The 16,751-nt window shown below is 42.6% G+C and carries 15 protein-coding genes and 1 pseudogene; 11 read left to right on the forward strand and 5 right to left on the reverse strand.

From position 1 onward, the window contains the following. Position 1: 1 nt before the first annotated feature. From pxpB to AOQ70_RS09845, 3 genes are read left to right on the forward strand one after another with little or no spacing between them, the layout of a single operon-like run. Positions 2-748 carry a 5-oxoprolinase subunit PxpB gene (pxpB, locus tag AOQ70_RS09835; RefSeq protein WP_059376014.1) on the forward strand — a complete coding sequence of 249 codons (747 nt, stop codon included), beginning with the start codon at positions 2-4 and terminating at the stop codon, positions 746-748. After that, the gene (locus tag AOQ70_RS09840) at positions 745-1,791 is read left to right on the forward strand and encodes a biotin-dependent carboxyltransferase family protein (RefSeq protein ID WP_059376016.1); all 1,047 of its coding nucleotides are present in this window, start codon (positions 745-747) and stop codon (positions 1,789-1,791) included. The genes pxpB and AOQ70_RS09840 overlap by 4 nt, the downstream gene beginning before the upstream one ends. Further along, on the forward strand, positions 1,775-2,548 hold the full coding sequence (locus AOQ70_RS09845) for an IclR family transcriptional regulator (RefSeq protein ID WP_059376019.1): 774 nt from the start codon (positions 1,775-1,777) through the stop codon (positions 2,546-2,548). The genes AOQ70_RS09840 and AOQ70_RS09845 overlap by 17 nt, the downstream gene beginning before the upstream one ends. A 34-nt stretch (positions 2,549-2,582) precedes the next feature. Here the strand turns inward: AOQ70_RS09845 and AOQ70_RS09850 are convergent, their stop codons facing one another. Next, entirely contained in the window at positions 2,583-3,218 is a 636-nt protein-coding gene (locus tag AOQ70_RS09850) for an FMN-dependent NADH-azoreductase (protein WP_024720223.1), read from the reverse strand. Between the two features lie 395 nt (positions 3,219-3,613). Between AOQ70_RS09850 and AOQ70_RS09855 the strand changes: the two genes are divergently transcribed. The 3 genes from AOQ70_RS09855 (at position 3,614) to AOQ70_RS09865 (ending at position 7,635) form a co-directional block, all read left to right on the forward strand. Next, positions 3,614-4,246: a GDSL-type esterase/lipase family protein gene (locus tag AOQ70_RS09855; RefSeq protein ID WP_059376022.1), complete on the forward strand. Its 633-nt coding sequence runs from the start codon at positions 3,614-3,616 to the stop codon at positions 4,244-4,246. A gap of 89 nt (positions 4,247-4,335) precedes the next feature. Beyond that, positions 4,336-5,418: a C45 family autoproteolytic acyltransferase/hydolase gene (locus AOQ70_RS09860; RefSeq protein WP_059376025.1), complete on the forward strand. Its 1,083-nt coding sequence runs from the start codon at positions 4,336-4,338 to the stop codon at positions 5,416-5,418. A gap of 129 nt (positions 5,419-5,547) precedes the next feature. Next, positions 5,548-7,635, forward strand: a complete 2,088-nt coding sequence (locus AOQ70_RS09865) for a BglG family transcription antiterminator (RefSeq protein ID WP_059376027.1) — start codon at positions 5,548-5,550, stop codon at positions 7,633-7,635. A gap of 16 nt (positions 7,636-7,651) precedes the next feature. Here the strand turns inward: AOQ70_RS09865 and AOQ70_RS09870 are convergent, their stop codons facing one another. Then, a complete protein-coding gene (locus AOQ70_RS09870) occupies positions 7,652-8,263 on the reverse strand; it encodes a class I SAM-dependent methyltransferase (RefSeq protein WP_059376032.1) in 612 nt (203 codons plus the stop codon). Between the two features lie 156 nt (positions 8,264-8,419). Between AOQ70_RS09870 and AOQ70_RS09875 the strand changes: the two genes are divergently transcribed. Together AOQ70_RS09875 and AOQ70_RS09880 are read left to right on the forward strand one after the other, a co-directional pair. Continuing rightward, the gene (locus AOQ70_RS09875) at positions 8,420-9,289 is read left to right on the forward strand and encodes an SDR family oxidoreductase (protein WP_058837349.1); all 870 of its coding nucleotides are present in this window, start codon (positions 8,420-8,422) and stop codon (positions 9,287-9,289) included. 293 nt (positions 9,290-9,582) lie between these two features. Then, complete coding sequence (locus AOQ70_RS09880) at positions 9,583-10,005, forward strand: pyridoxamine 5'-phosphate oxidase family protein (protein WP_059376035.1); 423 nt, start codon at positions 9,583-9,585, stop codon at positions 10,003-10,005. A gap of 620 nt (positions 10,006-10,625) precedes the next feature. Here AOQ70_RS09880 and AOQ70_RS09890 read toward each other — a convergent pair. After that, positions 10,626-10,808 carry a hypothetical protein gene (locus AOQ70_RS09890; protein ID WP_041089145.1) on the reverse strand — a complete coding sequence of 61 codons (183 nt, stop codon included), beginning with the start codon at positions 10,806-10,808 and terminating at the stop codon, positions 10,626-10,628. Positions 10,809-11,198: 390 nt separating this feature from the next. On the opposite strand from AOQ70_RS09890, the gene AOQ70_RS09900 reads away from it, so the two are divergent. After that, the gene (locus tag AOQ70_RS09900) at positions 11,199-13,448 is read left to right on the forward strand and encodes a hypothetical protein (RefSeq protein WP_231730861.1); all 2,250 of its coding nucleotides are present in this window, start codon (positions 11,199-11,201) and stop codon (positions 13,446-13,448) included. Positions 13,449-13,677: 229 nt separating this feature from the next. Here the strand turns inward: AOQ70_RS09900 and AOQ70_RS09905 are convergent, their stop codons facing one another. Together AOQ70_RS09905 and AOQ70_RS09910 are read right to left on the reverse strand one after the other, a co-directional pair. Then, positions 13,678-13,974: a DUF3817 domain-containing protein gene (locus AOQ70_RS09905; RefSeq protein ID WP_008347156.1), complete on the reverse strand. Its 297-nt coding sequence runs from the start codon at positions 13,972-13,974 to the stop codon at positions 13,678-13,680. A gap of 129 nt (positions 13,975-14,103) precedes the next feature. After that, positions 14,104-14,778, reverse strand: coding sequence for a GntR family transcriptional regulator (locus AOQ70_RS09910; protein ID WP_059376071.1), 675 nt, complete (start codon positions 14,776-14,778; stop codon positions 14,104-14,106). A gap of 154 nt (positions 14,779-14,932) precedes the next feature. Here AOQ70_RS09910 and AOQ70_RS09915 point away from each other — a divergent pair, with 154 nt between their 5' ends. Beyond that, a complete protein-coding gene (locus tag AOQ70_RS09915) occupies positions 14,933-15,760 on the forward strand; it encodes an AraC family ligand binding domain-containing protein (RefSeq protein ID WP_041089152.1) in 828 nt (275 codons plus the stop codon). Further along, positions 15,757-16,690 (forward strand): annotated as a pseudogene (locus tag AOQ70_RS09920) (DMT family transporter). The gene AOQ70_RS09915 and the pseudogene AOQ70_RS09920 overlap by 4 nt, the downstream one beginning before the upstream one ends. Positions 16,691-16,751: the final 61 nt, after the last annotated feature.

The raw sequence follows: 16,751 nt of genomic DNA on the forward strand, positions 1-16,751 counted from the left end.
AGTGGCTTTTTCAACGATAAAAGATTCCATCACCTACCACCCGCTGGGAGATGCAGCGATCGTCATCCAAGCTGGAGCTGACATACATGAGGAGATTCATGCACGTGTTGAGCAGCTGTTTGCATGTATTGAACAGCACCCATTTGAAGGTTATATTGAAGCGGTTCAAGCCTTTACAAACGTGACTGTTTTTTACGAGCCTTATACCGTTCATCAATCGGCCCAGCTTCAAACACAAGATCTGTCTCCGTACGAATGGGTCAAAGGCTATATTGAACAACTTCTTGAAGACAAATGGCAGGAGGGAGTTCAGATAAAGCGCCGCATTGTGGATATTCCAGTCTGTTACGGGGGAGCGCTGGGCCCTGATTTAGAAGAGGTTGCTCGTATCAATGGTTTAACGCCAGAGGAAGTCGTGCGTATTCACACTGCCGGGACGTATCTTGTCTATATGATTGGGTTTGCCCCCGGGTTCCCATTTTTAGGCGGACTTTCTGAAAAAATTGCAGCTCCGCGCAGACAAACACCAAGAATGTCGATTCCAAAAGGGTCTGTGGGTATTGCGGGAAAGCAGACAGGCGTTTATCCAATTTCCACACCAGGGGGCTGGCAGCTCATTGGACAAACCCCGCTGCCGCTTTTTCGCCCAGACGAGGAAATTCCGAGTCTATTGAAAGCAGGGGACGAGGTCAGATTTGTCCAAATGTCTGAAAAGGAATTTTTCAGCATGAAGGAGGAAGAGCGTTGAGTATTCATGTCATCAAACCAGGGATGTACACAACCATTCAAGATAAAGGGCGGCAAGGCTATCAAAGGTATGGCGTCTTAACGAGCGGCGGCATGGATCCGCTTTCACTTAGAATCGCCAACATTCTCACTGGCAACCAAGAAAACGAAGCCGTACTGGAAGTCACGTTGATGGGGCCGGGTCCTGTGCTCACATGTGAGAAGGATCAGCTCATTGCAGTCACTGGTGCTGATGTAGAGATTGATATTGACGGAGAGCGGGCACCTTTATGGAAGCCGCTCTTTGTCCGATCAGGAAGCACGATCACCTTTGGTCTTTGTAAGAGAGGCTGCCGCGTTTACCTTGCTGTGGCAGGTGGATTGGATGTAGAGCCAGTCATGCAGAGCAAAAGCACCTATGTAAGAGCAGGAATCGGCGGACTGAAAGGACGACCGCTTGAAAAAGGCGACGTTCTGCCCATTGGAGAGCCGTCTATCGTAGCGGATCATTTGTTTGATAGGCTAAAAAATAAAGTGAATCAGGTGGGATATGGTGCACCAGATTGGACAGTGAGTCACGATTATTTTTTGCCGCTGCGGAAATCGCCAGTGATTCGTGTGCTGGCAGGGAGGCATTTTTCTCATTTTCAAGAAACATCTCAAACCGCATTTTTTGAGCAGCCTTATCAGGTCACACCTCAATCAGATCGTATGGGCTGCCGGCTGAAGGGAGAGCCGGTTCATTTAAAAGAAAAGCTGGAATTGATCTCAGAAGCTGTCGCCTTTGGATCCATTCAAATTCCTCCCGATGGCCAGCCAATTATTCTGCTGGCAGATCGGCAAACGACAGGCGGATACCCGCGTATTGGAGAAGTAGCGACTGTAGATTTGCCGCTTATTGCACAGGCGATGCCTGGAGCAAAGCTGTATTTTGAACAAATAGATCATCGGGATGCAGAGCAGGCATTATTTAAGCAAGAAGCAGAACTGAGAGAGCTTACCGCAAGAATCAAGCTGGAAGCATTCTCGTTTAGAAAAGGTGAAGAAGATGCAAAACACAAATAAAACGGTTGTGAAATCAATGGAGATTTTGCGGCTGTTTATCGCTCACGATCAATTAACATTAAATGAAATGATCGAGCTATCTGGTATGCCGAAAACATCTGTCCATCGCATGGCGAGCTCATTAGCCGATATGGGACTGTTAGAAAAGCAAGAAACAGGTGCTTATCGATTAGGCTTAATGTTCCTTGAATACGGTCAGCTTGTGGCGGACCGCCTTGATATTCGGAGGATTGCGAGACCATTTATGGAAAGCTTACGTGATGAAGTGGGAGAAGCTGTACAGCTCATTGTTCGCGAGGGTGACGAAGCCATTTACGTCGAAAAGATAGAAGGTACGCAGCCTGTTCGTCTCTACACCGCCGTCGGTAGACGTTCCCCCCTATATGCGGGTGCCTGTGCGAGAAGTATTCTTTCCTTTTTGCCAGAGAGCGAAAGACTTGCCTATATTGACTCAATTGAGCTGGGTAAGATCGGAATTGGGACTATTACAGATAAAGAGGTGCTAAGAAACATGCTCGAAGAATCAAATGCGCGGGGATATACGCTAAGCTATTCTGAGCTTGAAAACTATACAGCGGCCATTGGAGCTCCTATTTTCAATCATCTGGGGGAAGTGGCAGCAGGTATTAGCATTGCAGGATTTGAAGCAGGCTATCAAAAAGAACGTCTGCCTTACTTAATTCAACAGGTGAAAAAAGCCGCCAGTGATATTTCGAGAGAATTAGGCTTTTCGTCTGAACAAATAAAAAGCCAATGACCGTCAAGATCATTGGCTTTTTTGTGTGCAGTTATTAGAAAGTTTTTCCTAAAGCTTTTGCACGTTCGATTGCATCTGCTTTAATTTGCTCTGCTTTCGCAGGCTCAGCATTGTGACCTTCAACGATAAGACCTTCGAAAGAAGGAATTCCGAAGAAGTTCGCAATTGTACCAAGGTAACGGTGACCTGCTTCAAGTTCAGCAGCAGGACCTTCAGTGTAGTATCCACCACGTGCTTGGATGTGAAGAGCTTTTTTGTCTGTTAATAAACCAACAGGACCTTGCTCAGTGTATTTGAATGTTTTACCAGCTACAGCAACAGAGTCAATGTATGCTTTAAGAACTGGTGGGAATGAGAAGTTCCAAAGTGGTGAAACAAATACATATTTGTCAGCAGAAACGAATTGATCACTTAATTCGTTTAGGCGAGCAACTTTTGCTTGCTCTTCAGCTGAAAGTGTATCGAAGCCAGCACCAGATTGAAGTTTGCCCCAGCCAGCGAATACATCTGCATCAATGTGAGGAATGTTTTCTTTGTACAAATCGATATGTACAACCTCGTCACTTGGGTTTGCTTCCTTATAAGATTCGATAAATGCCTTAGCAGTAGCCATACTGTAAGAAACTGTTTCATCATGCGGATGTGCAGTGATGTATAAAACTTTTGCCATGTTCATTCAATCCTTTCTGTTTCGGTTATTTTTTTAGCGTATCCCAAAGGTACGCTGAATATGTGGCATCTTTAATCATATTGGAATGCTATGAAAAAGATGTAACAAGCACAGTTACATAAAAACTGATATTTTCATTGTAATCACATTGTAGTTTGAAGTCAAGATATAAAGTCTCGAAATCAAGATAAAAAGTTTGTAAATTTTTCTGGAACGCATAAACACGCAGATTTCAGCGCAAAAAACCTACTCTTATTGAACAAAAAATCGTTCAATACCGCAAGTAAAGAGTTTGTAAAATAAAAAAAGATGGATGCCCCTAAGTCATCTGCTACAAGCATCTGTTCTCCAAATTCGTATATATAAGAGAAGGCAGGAGAGAGTGAGGGATAAGAGTGGGACGATCCTATGTTGCGATTGGGGATTCCTTAACAGTTGGGGTGGGGGCACGTTTATTTGGTGGAGGATTTACTCAGCGGTTTCGATGGCTGCTTGAAAAAAAGACGCATGCACCGGTCGAGCTGTCTGTATTTGCAAAGTCAGGGTTAACGACCGATGAGATTTTACAGCTCTTCAAACGGTCTGAGGTGAGACGTGCCATTGCAGCTGCTGACATCATCACCATCACAGGCTGTGGGAATGACCTTGTTCAAGCTGTTCAGCAGTATGAAGAAGGTGAAGATGAAAAGAAATTGCTGCAAGCGGTCATGCATTGCCAGGCGAATTTTAGCAAGATGATTCACGAAATTGCTCAGATCAAAAGAGGGCAGCATGAGCCCTATTGCGTATATCTCATGAATTTATATAATCCTTTTCCACAAATACCAATAGCCGGGCGGTGGCTTCAGCAATATAATCAACAACTTCGTTTGCTTGCTGCGAATCCACATGTAGAAGTTGTGGATGTATACAAAGCGTTTGAAGGGCATGAAAGAGCTTACTTATCGATTGATCAATTTCATCCAAATCCTAAGGGGTATGATGCAATGGCAGAAGCATTGTATCAACAATACTGTAAACAGCTGTAATCCGGTGGGATTGCAGTTTTTTTCATCCTTTTCAATAAATGACGGTTTCGATATGATAAAAGAAACGAAGGCGAAAGAGGTGTGCAGGCATGGAGGAGATCAATGCGTTTTTTCAAAAGATGACAGGAACGGCTTATGAAGTAGGAAAACAGCAGGCTCTCTGGTTGAAGGAGAACCAGCAACTGCAGACACAATATATTCGAACAGAACCGGTAACACAACAGGCTGTGAAGGAAACGAAGCAGCTGATCCGTCCTTTTCTTCCTCAATTAGATGAAGAGATTGCTGGGTTTTGTGATGAAATGCAATTAGATGAGCGTTATTTGACCTTTTTCTATTCATCGCATCTTCAGCCAGGCTGTTCCCATTGTGTGAGGCAGGGGAATATGGCAGCCGGTCAACAAACGGTCATGCTGCGTAACTATGATTTCTCCCCGATTTTTGATGATATGCGTCTTGTGACGACACATGTGAAAGGCTTGGCATGTCATACAGGTTCGTCGCTGCTGTTGTTTGGCAGATCTGATGGAATGAATGAGCATGGTCTTGCTGTGACTTTCTCCGCTTGCGGTCCGCCGGTTGGCAATGAACCCGGTTTAAAGCCTCCAGCAGTCGCCGGTTTGCAGGTGTATCATGTGATTCGCTCTGTTCTGGAATCTTGTCAAACGGTCGAGGAAGCCATTCGCTCAATCCAGGAAATGCCCGTTGCCTCAAATGTTCATATCATGCTTGCGGATCGAAAAGGAGAGGCGGCTGTGATTGAAATCATCGATGGTCAAAAAAGGGTGAGAAGACCGGAGACAGGTTATATTGCCGCAACGAATCATCCGGTAGCTGATCAAACAGCAAAAGGGATGACCAAACATCATTCTATTGTCAGATACGATATGTTAATGGAGGCTTTAAAAGAACAACGATCAAATGATTCTCTTGTGAAGCTGTTTCAGACAGAATATCCTGATGGTCTAACTGTGCACAATTATGAGGAGCTGTTTGGAACGATGCGAACCGTCATGTTCCGTCCGGAAGAAGGCACAATCGATTATTGCTTTGGCTCTCCAGTGTACAATCCGACTTATTCTTTAAAAGCCGGGGGTTCACTACCTTTTCATGGACAAAAGGTACAATTTCATCAAAAGGATTATGGACCGTCATTTTGGAGGAGTGTCTAATGATCACTTGTTTATATTTTGTCACAGCCGCTGTGCCAAATTCAGATCAACTTAAGATTGCATCGCTCGTTGAAAGCGTTTTATATTAAGGTGTGACAATAGACCTATTTATACAGAAGGAGGCATTTCATGTACATAACGGCACGAGAACAGAAAGTCATTAAATACATCATTCAGCAAAATCGTTATGTCACCATTCGTGAGATAGCCGATTCTGTTCAGGTGAGTACAAGAACGATCCATAGAGAACTAAAATCTATTAAACCAATTTTGAAAGATTATCATCTTTCATTAGATAAACAGCCGGGAAAAGGCTTAAAGGCAGTTGGCGAACAGGAGGATAAACAGCGGCTTCTTGCTCATATGTCAAGTGAGGATCAAATTGAATATAGCTCGGATGAACGAAAGCTCTTAATCCTATGTGCGCTGCTTGAAGCGAAGGAACCGGTGAAATTATACACACTCGCAGCTGACTTGCAGGTAACAAATGCGACGATCAGCTATGATTTAGATGAACTGACGGAGTGGATTGCTCCATACGGTTTGCAGCTTATCCGCAAGCGCGGGTACGGCATTGAATTAAAAGGGCCGGAGGAAGCAAAACGGAAAATTGTCGGCAATCTCATTGTTGACCGGCTCGACATTCAATTGTTTTTAGAAACGATTGAAATGAATATCAAACATCGAACGAAAGCAACGGAAAAGGTGTTTGGCGTTGTCAGCAGAGGTCAGCTGCTCAAGGTAGAAAGACTGCTCTTTCATTTGAAGGATCGGCTGTCACTTTCCTTATCTGATAGTGCCTATATCGCACTTGTTGTTCACTTAACCTATGCTATTGAACGTATTCAGCTTGGGGAAACCATTCGAATGGAAGAGGAAGAGCTGCTGGAATTAAAGCGGACGAAGGAGTTTGAATCATCACTCCGAATGGCAAGAGCGCTTGAACGCATGTTTAATGTGGAGATCCCTGAAGCGGAGGTCGGATATATGACCATCCACCTTCGCAGTGCAAATCGCAGCTTTGGGGCAGAATACCGTATTGATGAAATCGAGCTGGATATCGCGCTGAGAACGAAAAAGCTCATTGATTTTATTTCAAATAAAACCGGCTATCATCTTAATGAAAATGATTCATTGTATGAGGGACTCGTATCTCATCTCGAACCTGCCATGAACCGTCTAAAGGAAAAGATGAGAATCTATAATCCGCTCACACAACAAATTAAAAAAGACTACTTTTTGCTGTTTATGGCGATTGAAGAAGGAGTCGATCGCTTCTTTCCTGAGATTGAATTTCCAGAGGATGAAATCGCCTTTATTGTGCTTCACTTTGGTTCAGTGCTTGAAATCAAAAAAGAAGAAATAAAAATTCATGCGCTGGTTGTTTGCTCAAGCGGCATCGGTTCCTCAAAAATGCTCGCCTCCCGGTTGAAAAAAGAATTGCCGGAGATCGCCAATTTCGATCTATCCTCCTTGATAGAGCTAAAGGAAATCGATGCATCGAGCTATGACATGATTGTCTCGACCGTTCCGATACCATATGAGCATATCGATTACATTATGGTCAGCCCCCTCCTAAACGAGGATGATGCCATGCGTGTGAAGGCTCATATTAAACGGAAGATTCCTTATATTATCGAGAAAAAAAGAACAAAAGAACCTCCCAAAGAATTGGAGCAAGAAACCGTAAATATGATGACGGTTGCAGAGCAGGTGACGAATTATATGTTTGTGATTCGCAGTATCCTGTCCCGTTTTACCATTGAAAAAAGAAAGACGATGCCGAAGCATGATGAAACCATCAGTCAGCTGCTTCGTCAGCTTGAAGAGGAAGGGCTTATCATACATGCGGATGATGTAGCGAGCGGCCTTTTGGAACGTGAACAGCAAGGCGGCTTAGGCATACCTGGTACTGAATTTGCTCTTTATCATTTAAAGCATGCATTCATCAAGGAACCAATCTTTCATATTTATGATCTTGATCAAGCATACGAGGTTAAAAGCATGGATGGCGGGCAGCAGCAGATGTCACGAATGCTCATGATGCTGGCGCCGCAAGAGCTTGGCAAGGAAGGGTCAGAAATGTTTAGTCTGATCAGTTCATCCATCATTGAAAGTGAAGAAAGCATGGCGCTTTATGGACAAGGGACAAAGGAAGACATTGAACAGAAATTACATCAGCTTTTCTATCAATTTGTCAAAGAGGCAAAGTGGTAAGAAAAAGGCCGAGAGCTTAGTCGCTTCTCGGCTTTTTTGCTGTGACACAGACAGCAAGGGTAGGACGAATGTCTTCATACTCAATAGAAAATTGGTCAAACCCTGCAAACTGCATGTCATTTAATATGCTTTCACCCATCTCTTTTGTCCGATTGGCGTCAGCTCCTTTTTCTCTTGGCTGCATGACAATAACGAGTGTTCCACCTGGTTTCAAGGTGTGGTAAAGATTGAGTAAGCCCGTCTTTGGATCATCCCAAATTGTAAAATTATTAACAGACAGCACTTTGTCATACTGCTCTCCGGGAAGGCGTGTTTTCTCGATTTTTCCGACATACAATCGGACCTGTTTGTCTTTTGTTCGTTTGCTGACGCGGGACTGTGCTTGCTCCTGCATGGTCGAAGAAGCATCCAGCCCATCAATGTGAAGATCTTGATAATACTTGAGCATATGTTTAATGCTGTAGCCGGGTCCATAGCCAATCTCCAAAATGTTTTCACCATCTGTCAGATTTAAGTGGCGGATGGCCCACTGATTCAATGCTTTATTTTCATTTGCCATAATGAATCCAGCGATGCTTCCGAGCCAGCCTTTTGGTCTGCTAAAGGTTTTTGAAAGGGTAGACAGCATGTGAGAACGCTCCTTTTTGATGATCATGTAACCGATTTTTCTTCTCTTCAAACATGTTGATTTTCGGGAACACATCTGTACAGCTTCATGATGTTTGAGTGGAAAAATGAGGTGGTAATGAAAGGATACATCAACAAATCAAGGAGGAGCTTACACATGGATTTACGTGAATATTTAACAAATGGCATTCCGCGCCAAACGCAGGATCAGCAGCCAGGCAGTGAAAGAGAAATGAATCCAGCGCCGATCTTTGAGGATGAATCATATCAAGGTTCTGGCAAGCTAAAAGGAAAAGTGGCACTGGTTACAGGCGGAGATAGTGGAATCGGACGGGCAGTATCTGTTGCCTATGCAAAAGAAGGAGCACATGTCGCCATTGTGTATTTAAATGAACATGAGGATGCAGAAGATACGCAAAAACGTGTAGAACAGGAAGGCGTCAAATGCTTAACGATTGCAGGAGATGTCGGTGACGAAGCCTTTTGCGAGAAAGCAGTAGAAAAAACAGTTGAAGCCTTTGGACAATTAGATATTTTAGTAAATAATGCGGCTGAACAGCATCCGCAAGAACGTATTCAAGATATTTCAAGTGAACAGCTTCACCAAACCTTTAGAACCAACTTCTATTCCTATTTCTATTTTACGAAAAAGGCACTGGATTATTTAAAACCGGGAAGCTCCATCATTAACACAACGTCAATTAACCCATATCGAGGTAACCCAGTGCTGATTGATTATACGGCGACAAAAGGAGCCATTAACGGCTTTACGCGTTCTATGGCACAATCGCTTGTGAAAGATGGGATTCGGGTAAACGGTGTAGCGCCAGGTCCAATTTGGACACCGCTCATTCCATCTACATTTGATGAAGACAGTGTGGAAAGCTTCGGGGCAGAAACCCCGATGGGAAGACCAGGACAGCCTGTTGAGCATGTCGGCTGCTTTGTGCTGCTGGCTTCTGACGAATCGTCTTATATGACAGGACAGACACTTCACGTCAATGGCGGTTCTTTTATGAATACATGATCTACGCGGCACCGCCCAGCTTTGATTGGGCGGTGTTTTTAGTATTTCTTGCGATTCTTCTGCACAGATGTGACAGACCATACGATAATGCCCACAACAACTGCCGCAATGACAAGTGAACTCAAATGGAACATCGTTTCATGATGCATGTTCAACTTCTCCCTTCATTGAACCTGTTTTCTATAGCATCAGCCAGAAAGTATCTTTTTATGAAAAACACATTTCTTTGTTTAATGAATGGGCTGTCGTGGAAACCTACGAATACGGATGAAATTTTGAAGGAGTGAAACGATATGTCTCAAGAAGAATTAAAACAGAAGGTAATAAACCTATTAGATGAACAAAAGGTCGGAACATTGGCGACTGTTGAACAGGATAAGCCGCATACTCGCTACATGACGTTTTTCCATGAAGGTTTGACGTTATATACACCAACGAGTAAAGAAACACATAAAGCAGATGAAATTGAAAAAAATCCAAATGTTCATATTCTCATTGGATATTCAGGCGAAGGATTTGGTGATACTTATGCAGAAATTGCAGGTACCGCAACATTAACCGATGATCCGGAACTGATCGACCGCCTTTGGTCTGATGAGATGGAGAAATGGTTTAAAGGAAAAGATGACCCGAATCTAGTGATTCTGAAGATTGACCCAACCTCCATTCGTTATATGAATGAAGGAAGCCGTACACCAGCAGAATTATCACTTTAACACTTGCGTAAGCAGGGGGAATGTGTTATAGTTTGATATTAAGTGTTGAAATAAGCAAATAAATAAAGAAAGTAAACTTTCTTTTTTCTATAACACAATGAGAAGCAATAGAGCTTCTACTTGATAAGAACGAGACGCTGTCAAAGCGAACAAACTTATTCTTTTCCTTCTGCACCCGCCCCCCTATATAAGCGGAAGAATGGAAAAAAGACGTTTTGATTTACAATTCACACTGGCACGGCTTCGGAGCCGTAAGGACGAATGAGAGGTAGGGCTTTCGTTGTCTTGTTATCCAGAACTTCCATGGCGTTTACTTTCAAACGTAGGTTCACTCGGAACACATATGACACACTGATATGATCGAATCTTAATTCATACACTCCGTAACGGAGATTAAACATTGATTATTTATTTGCATGAAAAGAGTAAGTAACAGGCTGCCATCTATTTGGCAGCCTTTTTCATTTGGTCAAACAAGAGGAACCCAAAACCAATGAGCCCAAGAAAAGGGAAGATGGAGATAGAAACCAATCGCATAGTGTCCGCTCCAAAAGGGTTCGATACTAGCAGCAGACCGATGAATGCGCAGATGATTAGAGTGAATAAGGCGGGCTTCATGATCATTTTCTTTGCCCTTTCTTCTGATACCGCCAAATCCGTTCAATAAAAAAGAACATCACTGCAAACAAAATAGAAAACATGAACATATCCAGCAGTGTCACGCCTCTATTTGGGTGCACAAGACCAAACCAAACGAATTGCAGAACAAAAGAGATCGCAAAATATAGAATTAATTTTTTCATCTTTTTCCTCTTTTCACTTATTTTTTTGACCCTTAAGCCACATCAGCCAAATGATGAAGGAACCAATCACACATGAGAGCAAAGTGCTAGGCGGCAAGGTGTGCCAGCTAGTCAGCCCCTTTACAAAACACATATAAAAAAAGAAAATGGAAATGGATACGAGTACCCATTGCTTGAGCCAGCGAGGGACACGCAGCCACGCCGCTAGAATGATTGATGATAGCTTATCCAATGAGAGAACTCCTTTTTTCAATCTGATTGGATTTTATCGTAAACAACAAAGTTTGTAAAATATGGATTTCAAAGGCTTTGATGGTATTCTTCTAGCGTGAAACATTTTCGCTGTACTGACGTATAAGTGAAAGGAACCTCATGAAAGGAAGCGATCAAGTGAAAAGAATACCAGTCATCTTCCTAAGGTATATTGTCTTCTTTATTCCAGCAATCATTCTCAGTGTCTTGGTGTGGAACCATTATCAAGATGATTTGTCAGATGGGAAAGTAACAGAGAATAACGTCAAACGAATTTTCACATTTGATGAAGGCAAACGAGTGGTGAGTGCGGTATCAAAAGACCAGCAGCTCCATTTTGCAATGGTTGATCCTCAATCAGGGAAAAGAATGAGTGAATGGACCACAGAAAGTGATTCGTTTAATGAAATGCTGCCATCCATTCAAGGAAACAATCTCTTGCTTGCTTTAAAGAATAAAGACGGGCAGCTGATGATTGAAAAGTTGTCTCCAAATGGAGAAAAGAAAGAACTCGCTCAACAGAAACTACAGATTCCCTCATTTCTAAATACGAATACATATCAATGGAATGGACGACTTGTATTTACAGGAGAAATGGAAGGCGCCGCTACAGTCATTGGTGAGCTGAAGAACGGGCAATTTTATGTACACAATCTTAACGAGCTAAAGCTGCCGGCAAGGCCTGTCTCCATGGATGCTGTCATGAATTCCTTTAGAGGGCAGACCCCTATTCCTATATTTGAAGTAGCCTTGAAAAATGATCAAAAGGCTTATGTCAGCGGCATTTCAAACGAGAAGCATCAGCTTGGCCTCTATGTCTCAAAAAATGCTGAACCGTTTAGCCTTGTGGAAGATACAGTTGAGCAGAGGCTGCAAAAAACGATCGGATCATCACAAAACTTTGCTGTCGCCGTGGAATCGGAATATCCAAAAAGGGCAAGGAAAGTGAATGCAGAAGGAAGGCTTGGGGAAGTCGTTCCAACGCCAAAGCCAATATACCAAACGTATGTGTACCAGCTTAATGAGGAAGAAGTGCTGATTGCAGGCTCTACAGCAAAGGACGAAGCAAAAGGTAAGCTGACGGGTTATATTTATAACCATCGCACGAATAAGGCGGTGTCTGCCAGCAAGCTGTTTCAATCATTGTCTTATGAATCTTTACAAAGAGAAGGGCTCTCTTTCAATAAAAATGTGAAGAGCGATTGGCTCTATTATTCATTTGACAATCAATTAACGGGTGCATTTGAGACGAAAAGCAAAGAGCTAAAGGAATTTCCTTTGCAAAAGGTCATCTCAATTGAAAACGCCAGTCCAGCCCACCAAACGTCTGTTGATACCTTTATGCAATATGTAATGAAGGGTGGACCGCTCATTCTTAACTGGGCGATATGGATCTTGATCCCGCTGTTATTATTTGTGCTAGCGATCTTCCTGCCGCCGATTTTGAGACTGGTGAGAAGAAACAAGATAAAGGACAGTGTCACATTACAAGCCTATATTGTGTCTGTTAAAGAAACGGGCACTTACATCAACGAACAGCCAGTTGTCAGCATGCGGCTTCAATTTGAATATGAAGGGCAAAGTATAGAAAAGACGGTTAAAACGGTTGTATCCTACACCCAGATACCACAGCCAGGCCAGCCTATTGTCATTCACTATGATCCGAAGAAGCAAAAGGCAATGCTTTTAAAAGAGGGTGACTTCTCGCAGCCAAGTGTGCCAAAGTTCATCAAAGGCGCTGTTTTAAGAAATATAGAATCATATGGAACCGTAGGACGGGGCACTGTCTTATCACTCACATTTGAATTAGATCAGAAAACGTATATCATTCCGATGATTCAAGCCGCTGGTTTTGAATTTAGAACAGGAGAAAAAGCTGATCTCGTCGACATCAATGGCCAGTTGAAAATGGCAGCCTATGGCTATGAAATTCGGAATCGATCGGGGAAAGATGTGACGTTAAGAGGAACCATCCAGCGTGTGAAGCAATATTCAATTGCCATCCATGAACAAAAGCCTATTCAGCTGGATGTGACAGTGTCAAACGGAGATCAGTCCATCACCAAAACGGTCAGCCAGTTCATCCCTGATCATATGCAGGTCGCAGTGGGCACTCAAATTACGATCCAGACAAAGAAAGAAGAGCTGGATAGAGAAATGAGCCTCATGCAAGAGAAACAAGGAAGTGCAAAAGTGACCAATGTCGAATTTACTGGCGTCATCGGCAATCTGCCATTAGCGATCATTCAAGTTGAGAGAAATGGCATGATGTATGAAGTGAAACAGCCAATCGATCCAATCACCAGCGTCTTGCCTGGTGATGAATTATGGGTGGCATATCAAGATATGACGCGTCAAGCAGCCATTGTGAAATATGCATCAATATAAAAAAGCGTTCCTTTTAGGAACGCTTCAGCGTGTAGACAAACCCTCGCATTCGTTGTCAGGTCTGCGCTTCGGTGCTCACGAATGTCAAATTTGCTCCGCAAAGGTAGCCGTCCTTCCTAGACTGCAAAGGTTTTCTATCACGCTGAAAAGAAGACAAAGGGCTAAAATCAAAATCATTTTAGCCCTTTGTCAACAATCTGAAGCGTTCCTTTAAGGAACGCTTTTTCTATTAAGCTTTTGTATCATATTGGCGGAGCACCTTATCGTAGGCGAAATTGCCGAAAGGAATGAATGCCGCAAAAAAACCGGCGATGGACCATTTCAAATGCCAGCGAACTTTAAATGTCACATATGCCAAAATGAGCATATAGATGACAAACAATGCGCCGTGAAGAGAGCCTACAATGGTGACTGCCATCGGAATATCCGCAAAATATTTTAGAGGCATGGCAATTAAAAGAAGGGTTAAAAGAGACATACCCTCAATAAAACCCGCCTGTCGCAGACGGCTAATACTTGTATGCATATACAAATCCTCCTGTATAAAAGCTAGTTTCTCATCTTCTAATATAAACGAAAGATCGTCTGGACATGCTGAAATCTACGAAAAATTCAAAATATGTTCATGGATTGCTTAAAAAATGGGAAAAGTCCTTTACTGTTTGTTTGTTTCAGAGAGTACTTGCTTTAAGTGCATCACATCATGTAATAAATGCTCCGTCATTGCTTGAACCGCTTCTGTGGAGCGGCGCTTTTTTATTTCAGAATAGATCGCTGCATGCTCTCTTTGAATGGTTTCAGCACGAGCCCCGCCGCTAAAATGGAAAATGCGGCAATAGTGAATGAGTGCATTCACGTGATTCAATTGTTTGGATAAACGGTCATTGTGACTCGCCAAAATGATTTTTTGGTGAAAGGATTCATGTAACTGGACGATCTCTTTAGATGGCAGCTCCTGCTTGATCGCTTCGTCCGCCTCCGTGAGAACCTGCTCAATTTCATCCATTTCTCTTTGCGTGGCTTCCTTACAGGCAAGCTCAACAGCAAGTGTTTCTAAGGCAACCCGAATTTGATAGAGCTCCTCGACATCTTTTTCTGTTAACGTATAGACGGAATAGCCTGATCGATGATCCGCAATTAAAAGCTCGTCTTTTTCTAACAGCCTCATCGCCTCTCTTACAGGTGAACGGCTTACGCCAAATTGCTTGGCAAGCTGTGTCTCATTAATGCGCTCCCCTGGCTGAAACTGGCCATCAAAAATCATTTGCTTCAGCTGTTCATAAAATTGCATGTGATACGGTGCTGGTTTTTCCAACTCGAATGAATTCATCCCATCATTCCCTCTTTTGTACATCATCTTTTGTCTCATGTTATCCAAGTTTTTCCCTCTAGGCAAGCCTGCATCGAAAAGTCAATATCGTACAATCCAAGAGAAAAAGGGTGTGCTACACTAATGATGAGTTCAGTGAAAAGAGGGGATCGACATGAGAACATTAGAGGAACGAACAGTCCATTTTGATCAGGACTTGCAAATAGAGGCGTATCGCTTTCATGCCATCATCAAAAAGTTCCCAAAACATTTTCATACATACTATGTGATTGGATTTATTGAAGGCGGTCAAAGACGTATGTTCTGCCAAAATCAAGAATACATCATTGGAAAAGGAGATATCCTTCTTTTCAATCCGTACGATAATCACGGATGTGAACAATTTGATCACAAGCCGCTAGATTATCGCAGCTTAAATATTGAACCAGAGTTGCTGGAGAAGATCTTTCAGCACAAGCCGCATTTTAAAGCCCCTGTGGTTTCACAAAGTGAACTAGCAAAGCAATTATATGATCTTCATCAAATGATCACAGAAGAAGCTCCTGCTTTGAATAAACAGGAAGCCTTTTACTTTTTGATGAAGCAGTTGATCGAAACCTATTCTGATACACCAGAGGAAAAAGCATCAGCAGCCAATGCCAATGCCAATGAACAAAAAGTCCAAGACGTACAGCAATATATTGAAACACATCTCACGGAAAATATATCGTTAGATGACTTAGGTGAGCTCGTGTCCATGAACAAATATTCATTGCTGCGTGCTTTTACAAAGTTTAGAGGAATTACGCCGTATCGTTATTTACAGACAATCAGGGTGAACTATGCGAAGGAGCTTCTCGCCCAAGGAATGAAGCCAATAGATGTAGCTGCTGCCGCTGGATTTTCTGATCAAAGTCATTTGACTCATTTCTTTTCGGAATTTATTGGGCTTACGCCAGGGCAGTATCAGCAAATTTTTGAAAAGCAGGTAACAGCAAAATGAAAAATAAACAGCTTCTTGGTCATCTAGCAGCCATGTTCACCATTTTTTTATGGGGATCTACCTTTATATCAACCAAAATATTATTAACGGCTTTTTCTCCAACAGAGATTTTATTTTTTCGTTTTTTCCTTGGGTACCTTACCCTGATGATCATTTATCCAGTCACCATGAAGGTGCAGCATAGAAAGCATGAAGGGATGTTTGCGCTCGCAGGGTTATGTGGTGTGGTCTTATACTATTTTTTAGAAAATGTTGCACTTACCTATACGTTCGCTTCGAATGCAGGTGTCATCAGCTCCGTTGTCCCATTTTTCTCTTTTCTATTGTCTTATTTTTTATTAAAAGATGAGCCGCTGCACAGCCGCTTTTTTCATAGGCTTTTTCATCGCGATGATGGGAATTGTACTGATTAGCTTTAATGGGATGACGACGTTCCAATTGAATCCGCTCGGTGATGCTTTAGCATTTATGGCTACCATCGTCTGGGCATTTTATTCCATTTTATCGAAAATGATCAATCAATATGGCTACCATATTATTCAGGTGACAAGACGTGTCTTCTTTTACGGGCTGCTATGGATGATTCCGCTGATCTGGCATTTTAAGATTCGTTTAGACTGGGAGCGGTTCACGAATCCATCGTTTGCCTTCCACTTGCTGTTTTTAGGCGTCTTTGCATCTGCTATTTGTTTTCTGACATGGAGTTTTTCCGTGAAGACGATCGGTGTGGTGAAATCAAGTGTGTATATTTATGGAGTGCCCATTATCACGATGATCATTTCAATGATCGTTCTTCACGAGAGTCTGACCTTCATGTCGGCACTAGGAACGGTACTGACCTTAGGAGGTTTGCTGCTTTCAGATAAAAAAGGTGCGGGAAGAAAGAAACAGAAGTCCCCGATACTGGTGCAGGATAAAAAGGCGCTTTGATCAAAAAGCGTCTTTTGTCCATTGTAAGAACAGGCACTCTTTAGTAAACTCAAATTAAACG

This window comes from Bacillus sp. AM 13(2015) (assembly GCF_001518755.1).
In the GTDB taxonomy this organism is placed as follows: domain Bacteria; phylum Bacillota; class Bacilli; order Bacillales; family Bacillaceae; genus Bacillus; species Bacillus safensis.

Coding starts and splice junctions, on each gene's coding strand:
- AOQ70_RS09860 (WP_059376025.1), top strand. CDS start 4,336: ATGGAGGAGATCAATGCGTTTTTTCAAAAGATGACAGGAACGGCTTAT.
- AOQ70_RS09845 (WP_059376019.1), top strand. CDS start 1,775: ATGCAAAACACAAATAAAACGGTTGTGAAATCAATGGAGATTTTGCGG.
- AOQ70_RS09850 (WP_024720223.1), bottom strand. CDS start 3,218: ATGGCAAAAGTTTTATACATCACTGCACATCCGCATGATGAAACAGTT.
- AOQ70_RS09875 (WP_058837349.1), top strand. CDS start 8,420: ATGGATTTACGTGAATATTTAACAAATGGCATTCCGCGCCAAACGCAG.
- AOQ70_RS09910 (WP_059376071.1), bottom strand. CDS start 14,778: ATGAATTCATTCGAGTTGGAAAAACCAGCACCGTATCACATGCAATTT.
- AOQ70_RS09905 (WP_008347156.1), bottom strand. CDS start 13,974: ATGCATACAAGTATTAGCCGTCTGCGACAGGCGGGTTTTATTGAGGGT.
- AOQ70_RS09865 (WP_059376027.1), top strand. CDS start 5,548: ATGTACATAACGGCACGAGAACAGAAAGTCATTAAATACATCATTCAG.
- AOQ70_RS09890 (WP_041089145.1), bottom strand. CDS start 10,808: ATGAAAAAATTAATTCTATATTTTGCGATCTCTTTTGTTCTGCAATTC.
- AOQ70_RS09870 (WP_059376032.1), bottom strand. CDS start 8,263: ATGCTGTCTACCCTTTCAAAAACCTTTAGCAGACCAAAAGGCTGGCTC.
- AOQ70_RS09915 (WP_041089152.1), top strand. CDS start 14,933: ATGAGAACATTAGAGGAACGAACAGTCCATTTTGATCAGGACTTGCAA.
- AOQ70_RS09880 (WP_059376035.1), top strand. CDS start 9,583: ATGTCTCAAGAAGAATTAAAACAGAAGGTAATAAACCTATTAGATGAA.